This is a genomic window from uncultured Desulfovibrio sp., from assembly GCF_944324935.1.
Taxonomy (GTDB): Bacteria; Desulfobacterota; Desulfovibrionia; order Desulfovibrionales; family Desulfovibrionaceae; genus Desulfovibrio.
In genome coordinates this window covers 1-10,732 of record NZ_CALUYG010000059.1, presented here as the reverse complement: position 1 = coordinate 10,732, position 10,732 = coordinate 1, and the positions used below count along the sequence as shown (strand labels likewise).

Sequence of the window (10,732 nt, the reverse complement as noted above, 5' to 3'; positions counted from 1 at the left end):
CTCTCAGTGATTTTATCTCACTTCACAGCACCGTGTCAACAACTTTTTTTTCGTTTTCGTGAACTTTTTTCATCGAAACGGCAAAGTCGTTTTCCTCAGCGCGGTGCGTGAACCTACTCAAAGCTCGACCCACTGTCAACAACTTTTTTCCACTTTTCGATTTTTTTTCATCCACTCGACGCGTTGTCGTCGTTGCGAGGTGTGAACCTAGTCAAAACCACTCTCGCTGTCAACAACTTTTTTGCGGCCTCCGAAAAAAATCCTTGCGGGACCCTTTCGTCCGCCCGTCGTCCACGGCGCTCGCTGTGCCATTGTCAAAGCCCGCTCCGTCCGGCCCTTGCGGCGTCCGTCCGGCGCGAGAAGCGTTTATGGACCCTTTCGCGCCAAAGGTCAAGACAATTTTTGCGTCAAAGACAAAGAAATCTCCCCTGCCGACGACAGGGGGGAGTTTCCGCATCCTCCGCAGGATACGGCGCGCTATCAGAACCCCGTACCGGCAGCGGCCTGATGCGGCTGGATCTGCTTCTCGAAATGCCGCCCGTCCCACTGATAACTCACATCATAGGTCAGCGGCATGTGCACCATGCCGGAGGCGTTCCAGAAAATGGGGCGGGCTACCAGTCCGCCCCGCCCGAGGCAGATGTTCACCGAGGGATTGATGTCCTTGGGAAGACTGGCATCCCGGGCGAAAAATTCCTGCACGGGGGGCTCCAGCGGCGTGTCCACCGGTATCGTCCGCCCGTTGCGGTCCATGCGCCAGAGTTCGACGGTGCACATCTCACCGCCCAGCGTGCCGATGGCCGCCAGCACCGAGCCGTCCTGCTCGTTGCGGAACAAGCGCACAGCCACGCCGCTGTCCCGGAACGGCAGGGCCGTGAAGACGATGACATCATCGGTCTCGCCCGCCAGCTCCCAGAAATCCGACATGCCGTTGACAAGCAGCTCCTGCTTCTGGCTCTCGTCCAGCCCCTCCGCCGTCGCCTCGAAAATGCTCGTGGGCAGCAGGGCAAAAAAGTGTCGGGCCGTCAAACGCCGCGTCTGGTAGGCCGAGGCGGCACTGGCCGCGTTGGACGGTGTGGGCGCGGGCGTGGGAGCCGGACTGACATTTTGGGGCAAAGGGGGCGCTGTGGCCGGCGTGATGGGCTCGCTGCCCGAGGTGGCGCCCTGCGGTCTGCCGGTCGCTGCGGGAAGGGCCGCCGGCGGGACGGCCTGCTGCGCCGTCGTCGCCGTTTCGGGCATGCGCACGATGATCGGCTCGCCCGCCGTGCCGCCTTCCGCCTGCGCCGACGCTTCGGCGCAGGGTGAAACAGTCCCGCTTCCCCAACACACGGACAGTACGGCCAGTACGGCCAAAGCCTGACGCATAGATGCCCCCTCGCTGAACGCTGCGCCCGGCCGGACATCTTCCGGCCGCGGCGTAAAAAAATTTATACCGCCTTTGTCGACATTTGTCCATGCTCCAGCCCGCCTCGGCTGCCGCACGCACGCTTTTTTGCCGCGTATGGGCGTGACGGCGGAGCATCCGTCATGCCGCGCTTTGCGCGGATGCCCACGGCAGGGCCGCCGTACGCGCGCCACCCCGCCGCACAGCCCGCCGGTCGTGCGGCGCGCCCCCTCACAGAGGATGCTTGCCAAGGCGGGAGGCGCTGCTTACATAGCCCGTATGAAACACTCGCACTGCATACATATCGAGCATGCCCGTCAGCACAACCTGCGGGACATCAGTCTGGATATCCCCCGTGATGAACTGGTGGTGATCTGCGGCCCGTCGGGGTCGGGCAAGTCCACCCTGGCGTTCGACATCGTCTACGCCGAGGGACAGAGGCGCTATGTGGAATCGCTCTCCGCCTACGCCCGGCAGTTCCTGCCGCAGATGGACAAGCCGGACGTGGAGAAGATCGAGGGCCTCTCCCCGGCCATCTCCCTTGAACAGCAGAGCACGTCCCGCAATCCGCGTTCCACGGTGGGTACGGTGACGGAGATCCATGACTTCCTGCGCGTCTTCTATGCCCGGCTGGGGCGCATGTACTGTCCGCGCTGCGGCAGTCCCATCGAGGCGCGGGCGGCGGACGAGATCATCGCCGACATTTTGCGCCTGCCCGAGGGGACCCGCTTCATGGTGCTGGCGCCGCTGGTGGAGCTGCAAAAGGGCACGCAACAGGACAAGCTCAAGAAACTCAAGGCCGAAGGCTTTGCCCGCGTGCGGGTGGACGGCGAATTCCATACGCTGGACGACGTCCCCCCGCTGGACAAGAACCGCAAGCACAGCCTGGATCTTGTGGTCGACCGGCTGGTCTGCAAGGAGGGCATCCGGGGACGGCTGGCCGACTCCGTGGAACTGGCCCTGCGCTACGGCGAGGGGCGGCTCGTGCTGCACCTGCCCGACGCGCCCGAAGACCAGCGGGACAGCATCCATTCCACCACGTCCGTCTGTCCGACCTGCCGTATATCCCTGCCCGCGCCCAGCCCGCAGCTCTTTTCCTTCAACAGCCCGCAGGGCGCGTGTCCGCGCTGCGTGGGCCTGGGCACGGTGGACTATTTCGAACCGCGCCTCATCGCGCCCAACCGCGGCCTTTCCCTCAAAGGCGGGGCCCTGCTCCCCTGGGCGGCGGAAAAGCACTTTGCCCGTTACGCGCCGGCGCTGGCCGCGCTGGGCAAGCGGCAGGGCTTCACGCTGGACAGCCCGCTGGAAAGTTTTTCGGACGAGGCCCTTGCCACGCTCTTTTACGGCGAGGACGAACAGGGCCGCCCCGCTGCCGCCGGCTCCGGCCTGCGCCGCAACTGGATGGGCGGCAGCGTGGCCCTCGGGGCGACGGGAGACTATCAGAGCGAGCACTTTACCGGTCTGCAGGGTCAGGCCGACCTGCCCGTCAGCGAACAGCGCTGGCCCGGCGTCATCCCGCTGCTGGAAAAGGGCATGCAGTACGGCGACGCCTGGCGGGAGATGCTGGCCCGCTTCCGCCAGTCGGCCGACTGCCCGGACTGCGGCGGCAGACGGCTCAATGCCGACGCCCTGTCCGTCCGGGTGGACGACCTGAACATCGCCCAGTTCTGCGCCCTTTCCGTGGAGCGGGCGCTGGAATGGCTGGAGGCGCGCACCTTTGACGGACGTCACGCCCTCATTGCCGAACCGCTTATGAAAGAGCTGCGCCATCGGCTCTCCTTCATGCGCAATGTGGGGCTGGAGTACCTTTCCCTGGGGCGTTCCATGTCCACCCTGTCCGGCGGCGAGGCCCAGCGCATCCGTCTGGCCTCCCAGCTCGGCTCGGGTCTGGTGGGCGTCACCTATGTGCTGGACGAGCCCTCCATCGGCCTGCACCCGCGCGACAACGAGCGCCTGCTGGGGACCCTGCGTTCCCTCCAGCAACGCGGCAATACCGTGCTGGTGGTGGAGCATGACGAGGCCACCATCTGCGCGGCGGATACGGTCATCGAGCTCGGTCCGGGCTCGGGGATCCACGGCGGCGAGCTCATGTTCCAGGGCGGCGTGCCGGAACTGCTGCAGGCGGACACGCTCACGGCCCGCTACCTGCGGGGGGACGCCGCCATCAGCCTGCCCGACGAGCGCCGCGAACCGCGCGGCTGGCTGACCCTGCACAAGGTCACGACCAACAATCTGCGCGGCATCGACTGCCGTATCCCGCTGGGCGTGCTCACCTGCGTCACCGGCGTGTCGGGCTCGGGCAAGAGTTCGCTGGTGGTGGACACCCTCTACAAGCATCTGGCCATCATGCTGGGGCAGCGCGTGGACCAGCCCGGCAGCATCGGCGGCCTGAGTTTCAGCGAGGACGCCCAGCCCATCGAGCGCATCGTGGCCATCGACCAGACGCCCATCGGGCGCACGCCGCGCTCCAATCCGGCCACCTATACCAAAGTATTCGACGAGATCCGCAATATCTTCGCCATGACGCCGGACGCCCGCAAGCGCGGCTACAAGCCGGGACGCTTCAGCTTCAACGTCAGGGGCGGCCGCTGCGAGGCCTGCGGCGGGGACGGTCAGATACGGGTGGAGATGCACTTTTTGCCCGACGTCTATGTGACCTGCGACGTCTGCAAGGGACGGCGCTACAACCACGAGACGCTGGATGTGCGCTACAAGGGCCTCAACATTGCCGAAGTGCTCGACCTGCCGGTGAGCCAGGCGCGGCAGTTCTTCGAGAATTACCCGGTGCTGGAGCGTCGCCTGGCCGTGCTGGAAGACGTGGGGCTGGACTATCTGCGCCTGGGCCAGCCCGCCACCACCCTGTCCGGCGGCGAGGCCCAGCGCATCAAGATCTCCCGCGAGCTGGGCAAGCGCTCCCTGCCGGGGACCATCTACATCCTGGACGAGCCCACCACCGGCCTGCACATGCACGAGGTGGGCAAGCTCATCAGCGTGCTGCATACGCTGGTGGACAAGGGGGCCAGCGTCGTGGTCATCGAGCACAACACCGACATGATTCTGGCGGCCGACCATGTGCTGGACATGGGCCCGGGCGGCGGGGAGAACGGCGGCCTCATCGTCTCGCAGGGGACGCCGGAGGCCATCGTGGCCGATCCGCACTCGGTGACGGGGCGTTTCCTCATGCAGGAGCGCTGCGACCGCCTGCGGCGGCGCAACGGCTGAAAGCGCGTAAAAAAAGGGGGGCTCACGCCCCCCTTTCCCATGTATGCCGTCGTTGCCCGGCCCGCTGTCAGCAGGCGGGATCCTGTCGCGACTCGGGCGGGTCCTCGCCGTTGACGATGGCCCCGATGAATATCCCCACATAGGACATGGCCAGCGCCAGCCACCATATCCGGTAAAAATCGTGCCCGAAGATGCCGTTGACGAGCCAGCCCATATAGCCCACCCAGAACCAGCCCGCCAGCGTCCAGTACAGACGGCCGGCGTCATCCCCCGGCCGGCTCGCAAGCTGCCGGCGGATGCGGGCATAGCCCCACCAGGCGAATCCCGCCAGAAAGGCCATGCCCAGCAGGAAGCCGATGATGCCGTGCGCATAGAGGATGTCCAGGTAAAGATTGTGCGGATGCGAGATGGTGATGGCATCCCGTGCGGGCACGAGCCCCAGCTCCCGGAAAGCGGTATTGTACTGCCCCGCGCCGGCCCCGAAGAAGGGATGCTGGCAAAAGACCTTCCAGCCGAGCTCCCAGAGGCTCCAGCGACCGTCATTGGCCACGGTCTCGGGCGCGAGCCGCGACGCCTGCAGCAGGACATAGCCCAGCATGACGCACGCTCCGCCAGCCAGCGGCAGGACGTTCACCCGCCGGCGGGACAGCAGCCACCAGAAAACGAAGGCCGAGGAGACGGCAAGGATGCCGCTGCGGCTGCTGGCCCCCTCCAGCAGGAAAAAAGCCGGCCCCAGCGCGACGGCGCAGACGGCAAGGCTCCGCACCGTGCCGGCATGGCGGCGCAGCATGTGCCAGAGCCCCAGCGCGGGGATGATGGCCAGCGCGATGTAGTTGCCGACGGAGTAGTCGCCCAGGCTGCCGGTAAGGCGTCCGCCGTTGAGCGTGTAGCCCATGATGAAGTCGTATCCCGTCCAGGCCTGCCAGATGCCGTCCAGCCCCTGCCAGAAGCAGGCCAGCACGCTTGCCCCCACGAGACGGCGGAGATCCCTGCCGCTGCGGACGCATTCCATACCGATGATGGGCAGGATGAAGCCCTTGTTGATGCCCGTGCCCGCATGCAGCAGGGAGGAGAGCATGTCCCCCGAGAACAGCACGCCCAGCACGATCATGGCCCACAGGCTGTAGAACAGCGGACGCAGGGCCAGACGCCGCCAGACGGACTGCCGCCAGGCATGACGATAGTAGCAGACGAGGAAGACGGCGCACAGCGGCGGCAGCACCTCCCGGGCGCCGTAGCCGATGGGGAAGCTGGCCAGCGAGAGCCAGAAGGTCCAGAAAAGCGCCGTGTACCAGAATCCGGCGCGATCTTCGCGCCAGCGGGCACGCAATTCGCGCGGGGACGACCGCGGAAGGAGATCAGCAAACATGTTCCACATAGGCACTCGCTGCTTACGCTAGCCGACACGCCGGGCAAATTCAAGCCCGGAGGCTTTCCCTTCCGGCGGCTGGACAGCCGCGCGGCGGCTGTGTACAACCTTTGAGGGGGATCGCCTGCGATCTTCCCGCTTTCCGTCATTTTTTCTTTGGGGAACAATATGGCTCGTTTCAGTGGATTCGATGAAGTGTACAGTGCCTTGTATGTGGATTTCGACAATATCTACACCCGTTTTCTGGAAGCGGACCCGGAAGCGGCCCGCGCTTTCGGCAGCACGCCCTATCGCTGGGTGCGCTGGCTGGAGAACCATGCCCTGCGCATCCTCTATGGCGACGGCGTGCGCCGGCGCATCCTCAAACGCATGTGTTATCTCAATCCGCAGCGCTATCAGGAATTTCGCCACCAGTTCACCCGCAGCGCCTTCCAGGTGGTGGACTGCCCGCCCCTGACCTCGCGCGGCAAGACCAGCACCGACATCCATCTGGTCATGGACTGCATGGATGACCTCTCCCACCCCACCAAGTTTGACGAATTCATCATCCTTTCCGGCGATGCCGACTTCACCCCGCTGCTCATCCGCCTGCAGGAGCATGCCCGGCGGACGCTCGTTTTGTCCGTGGGCTACTCATCCCCCGCGTATACGGCGGCGGCCTCCTGGCGCATCCGTGAGGACTGGTTCGTCCAGCAGGCCCTCAAGGATGACCGCGACGACGCCGACAACGACGGCAGCGCCCGCCTGATCGCCCCGCCGGCAGCGACCCCCGCGGCCGTCGACAAGGACCCCAATCCCGGCAACTCGTGGTAAGGGCTTGACGCATCGGTCCCCCGCAGCTACATACGGAGAACTTTTTGCGGCACGGCGGACGGACGCGCCGCTCCCGGGACGGAGCGGCGGCGATGCGCGCCGTGCCCCGCGTCCGCCCTTCCCGGCGTCGGACGGGTTCGTATTCATTTTTTCTGGAGGATGCACACATGCTGCGCAAATTTGCTCTGGCCCTGCTGGCCCTGACCCTCTGGTGCAGCCCCGCGGCTGCCGAAACCTACATCGTGGCCGGCGACTGCACCTGGCCGCCCATGGAAGCCCTGGACAAGGACAAGACCCCTGTGGGCTACTCCTTCGACATCATCCGGGCCGTGGCGCAGGCCGCCGGCTTTGAGGTGGAGATCCGCAACATCGCCTGGGACGGCATCTTTGCCGGCGTGGCGGCGGGCAACTACGACATCGTGGCCTCTTCCACCACCATCACCCCCGAACGCCAGAAGGCCTTCGACTTTTCCGACCCGTATTATGAAGTGCACCAGGCCGTGATCATGCCCGCCGGCAAGTCCATCGCCAAGCTGGACGACCTCAAGGGCAAGAACGTGGGCGGCCAGATCGGCACCACCGGCATCTTCGTCATGCAGAAGGCCAACGTGGGCGCCACCATCCGTGAATACGACGATGTGGGCCTGGCCATCCAGGACATGGTGGCCGGGCGCATCGACGCCGTCATCTGCGACGACCCGGTGGCCATGTTCTACATGAACAAGAAGGCCGAATACGCCAAGAAGCTCACCATCCCCCTCGTCACCAACGATGTGGAATACTACGGCTTCACCGTCAAGAAGGGCCGTAAGGACCTGGTGGAAAAGATCAACAAGGGCCTCAAGATCATCCGTGACAACGGCACCGAGGCCAAGATCAAGGAAAAGTGGATGGGCGCCGACTAGGCCCGCATGCCGTGCGGGGGCCGCGGCCCCCGCACATCCCACATCTTACCCCTTACGCAGGAAGCGGCAATGCAGGACAAGATCGAAGGCCAGAGCAAGGGCAACATCGTCATGGTGACCGAAGAGAACACCATGCCCGACAGCCGTGACGGCCAGAGCAAGAATACCATCATCATGGTCACTGAAGGCCCGTCCATCCCCGACCCGCGGGAATGGCGCATCGTCAACGCCTGGTCCATTGCCCTGGTCGGCGCCATCGTAACCCTTTGCTGTCTGGCGTGGTTCCGGCCCGACCCGTACCGCGACATCCTCACATTCGTGCCGGACGGGCTTGCCGCCACCTTCCAGGTGACGCTCCTGTCCATCTGCTGCGCCGTGCCGCTGGGGCTGCTCACGGGGCTCGGGCGCATCTCGCGCCATCGGCTCATCAATCTCGTAGCCTCCACGTATGTGGAGGTCATCCGCGGCATCCCGCTGCTGGTGCAGATCTTTTATTTCTATTATGCGCTTTCCGGCCTGTTGCAGCTGAGCCGCACCGCCGCCGCCGTCATCTCCATCAGCTTCTGCTACGGCGCATACATGGGCGAAGTCTTCCGCGCGGGCATCCTGGCCATCTCCAAAGGACAGACGGAGGCCGCCCGCTCCCTGGGCTTCAACCGCTTCCAGACCATGTTCTACGTCATCCTGCCGCAGGCCTGGCGCACCATCCTGCCGCCCATCGGCAATGAATGCATCGCCATGCTCAAGGACACGGCGCTGGTCTCCGTGGTATCCATGCCCGACCTCATGCAGCGGGCCCGCAGCTACGCCAACAATACCTACCTCTATTTCGAGACCTATACGGTCATCGCCCTTATCTACCTGATCATCACGCTGCTGCTTTCCAAGGTTGTCAGCATAATGGAATCCCGCCTGAACTACTATGATGGAAAAAGATAACGCCGCTCCGATCATCAGCATCAAGAACGTCTGGAAGTACTTCGGCAGGAATGCCGCCCTTCAGGATGTGAGTCTGGACATTGCCGCCGGCGAACGTGTCGTGGTCATCGGCCCCTCCGGTTCCGGCAAGTCCACGCTGCTGCGCTCCATCAACCGCCTGGAAGAGATCGACCGCGGCAGCATCCTCGTGCAGGGACAGGACATCACCGATCACCATAACGACATCAACGTGATGCGCCGCAACCTCGGCATGGTCTTCCAGCAGTTCAACCTTTTCCCGCACAAGACCGTGCTGCAGAACGTCACCCTCGCTCCCGTCAAACTGCTCAGGCTTTCCCGCAAGGAGGCGGAAGACCGCGCCTTTGCCCTGCTCAAGCGGGTGGGCATCAGCGACAAGGCCAACGTCTACCCCGCCCAGCTTTCCGGGGGGCAGCAGCAGCGCGTGGCCATTGCCCGCGCCCTGGCCATGCAACCGGCCATCATGCTTTTTGACGAGCCCACCTCCGCCCTCGACCCGGAAATGGTCGGCGAAGTGCTGGACGTCATGGTCAATCTGGCAGAGGACGGCATGACCATGGTCTGCGTCACCCACGAAATGGGCTTTGCCCGTACGGTCGCCGACCGCGTCATCTTCATGGATCATGGGCAGATCCTGGAAATGGGCACGCCGGACAGGCTCTTTACCGCCCCCCGCCACCCCCGGTTGCGCCAGTTCCTGAACCAGATCCTCTGATGGCCCGCCTTGCCGTAGCCGTCAGCGGCGGCGTGGACAGCCTGTGCGCCCTCTGCCGCCTGCGCGAGCAGGGCCATGATCCGCTGGCCCTGCACGGCCTCTTTCTTCCCGGGGAGGCGCACGATCCCTTGCCGCCCGGCGGAGGCCTGCCGCTCTCGGCGGATGCGGATGCCCCCCGCCTCTGGCTCGTCCCCCCGGCGGGAGAGTCCGACCGCGTGCGGCCTGCCCCGACCATCCCCGCCCTGCCCGACGGCGTCGATCCGGCGAGTCTCTCGCCCGCCCTGCCCGGCCTGCGCGCGGCCTGCCGCCGTCTCGGCGTGCCCCTCTATCTGCTGGACGCCCGCGCCCGCTTCGCCCGGGCCGTCATCCAGCCCTTTGTCCGGGCCTACGCGCAGGGGCAGACGCCCAATCCCTGCGCCCTCTGCAATGCGGCCATCAAGTTCGGCGTGCTTCAGGAGGCCGCCGTCCTGCTCCAGGCTGACGCCCTTGCCACAGGGCACTATGCCCGGCTGGCGCCGCATCCCCCCTCAGGCCGGCTTCTGCTCGCTCCTGCCGCCGATCCGCGCAAGGACCAGGGCTACTTCCTTGCCCTTGTCCCGGCACAGGCGCTGCAACGCGCCGTGTTCCCCCTTGCCGGCCTCACCAAGCAGGCATGCAGGGATGCGGTAGCCGCCGCCGGACTGGACGTGCCCCTGCCCGGCGAGAGCCAGGAGATCTGCTTCATCCCCGCCGCCGAAGACGCCTACCGCGACTTTCTCCCGCGCCGCTGGGCCGCGGACGGCATGTCGCCGCCCTCGGGCGGCCCCGTCCTTTTGCGGACGCCCGAGGGGGAACGGCCCATCGCCCGGCATGAGGGCCTCTGGCGCTATACCGAAGGGCAACGGCGCGGCCTTGGCATCGCCTACAGCGAACCGCTCTATGTGCTCGGCAAGGACACGGCCCGCCAGGCCCTGCTGGTGGGCGGACGGGCCCAGCTTGCCATGCGCGGCTGCCGCACCGCACCCGCCAATGTCTTTCTCCCGGACGCCATGTGGCGGTCCGCCTTTGCCGGTCCGCTGTTCGTGCGACTGCGCTACCGCCAGCAGCCCGCCCCGGCCGAGGTGCATCCCCTGGCCGACGGCGGCCTGCGGATATGCCTGGACGCCGCGCACGGTCCGCATTTCCCCAGCGCTCCTGGGCAGATAGCCGCCGTGTATGACGCTGACGGCCGCCTGCTGGCCGGTGCCGTCATCCGCGAAGTTTTCTAACATATTGAAAAAGAAGGATGTTGCGAGAGGGAGAGCGAAACCGTTTTGGGCAGATTGTAAATTGAAAGTTAACAGAGGGCTTGCCAAAAAACGAAAGCCCCATGACAGTTGTTTTGCAAA

At 65.3% G+C, this 10,732-nt stretch carries 8 protein-coding genes; 6 read left to right on the top strand and 2 right to left on the bottom strand.

All coding sequences use genetic code 11. The features are described 5' to 3' along the window. Positions 1–480 precede the first annotated feature (480 nt). Positions 481–1,365: a hypothetical protein gene (locus tag Q0J54_RS11055; RefSeq protein WP_296305690.1), complete on the bottom strand. Its 885-nt coding sequence runs from the start codon at positions 1,363–1,365 to the stop codon at positions 481–483. Between the two features lie 298 nt (positions 1,366–1,663). On the opposite strand from Q0J54_RS11055, the gene uvrA reads away from it, so the two are divergent. Then, positions 1,664–4,606, top strand: coding sequence for an excinuclease ABC subunit UvrA (gene uvrA / locus Q0J54_RS11050; protein ID WP_296305688.1), 2,943 nt, complete (start codon positions 1,664–1,666; stop codon positions 4,604–4,606). Between the two features lie 67 nt (positions 4,607–4,673). Here the strand turns inward: uvrA and Q0J54_RS11045 are convergent, their stop codons facing one another. Further along, positions 4,674–5,975, bottom strand: a complete 1,302-nt coding sequence (locus Q0J54_RS11045) for an O-antigen ligase (RefSeq protein WP_296305687.1) — start codon at positions 5,973–5,975, stop codon at positions 4,674–4,676. 168 nt (positions 5,976–6,143) lie between these two features. On the opposite strand from Q0J54_RS11045, the gene Q0J54_RS11040 reads away from it, so the two are divergent. The 5 genes from Q0J54_RS11040 (at position 6,144) to Q0J54_RS11020 (ending at position 10,612) form a co-directional block, all read left to right on the top strand. After that, the gene (locus Q0J54_RS11040) at positions 6,144–6,788 is read left to right on the top strand and encodes an NYN domain-containing protein (RefSeq protein ID WP_296305684.1); all 645 of its coding nucleotides are present in this window, start codon (positions 6,144–6,146) and stop codon (positions 6,786–6,788) included. A gap of 167 nt (positions 6,789–6,955) precedes the next feature. Continuing rightward, positions 6,956–7,693 (top strand): basic amino acid ABC transporter substrate-binding protein, encoded by a 738-nt coding sequence (locus Q0J54_RS11035; RefSeq protein ID WP_296305682.1) that lies wholly within the window; start codon positions 6,956–6,958, stop codon positions 7,691–7,693. Between the two features lie 132 nt (positions 7,694–7,825). Further along, on the top strand, positions 7,826–8,632 hold the full coding sequence (locus tag Q0J54_RS11030) for an amino acid ABC transporter permease (protein WP_296305692.1): 807 nt from the start codon (positions 7,826–7,828) through the stop codon (positions 8,630–8,632). Further along, positions 8,616–9,365, top strand: coding sequence for an amino acid ABC transporter ATP-binding protein (locus tag Q0J54_RS11025; protein WP_296305680.1), 750 nt, complete (start codon positions 8,616–8,618; stop codon positions 9,363–9,365). The genes Q0J54_RS11030 and Q0J54_RS11025 overlap by 17 nt, the downstream gene beginning before the upstream one ends. Further along, the gene (locus tag Q0J54_RS11020) at positions 9,365–10,612 is read left to right on the top strand and encodes a tRNA-specific 2-thiouridylase (protein ID WP_296305678.1); all 1,248 of its coding nucleotides are present in this window, start codon (positions 9,365–9,367) and stop codon (positions 10,610–10,612) included. The genes Q0J54_RS11025 and Q0J54_RS11020 overlap by 1 nt, the downstream gene beginning before the upstream one ends. The last annotated feature ends 120 nt before the right edge of the window (positions 10,613–10,732 follow it).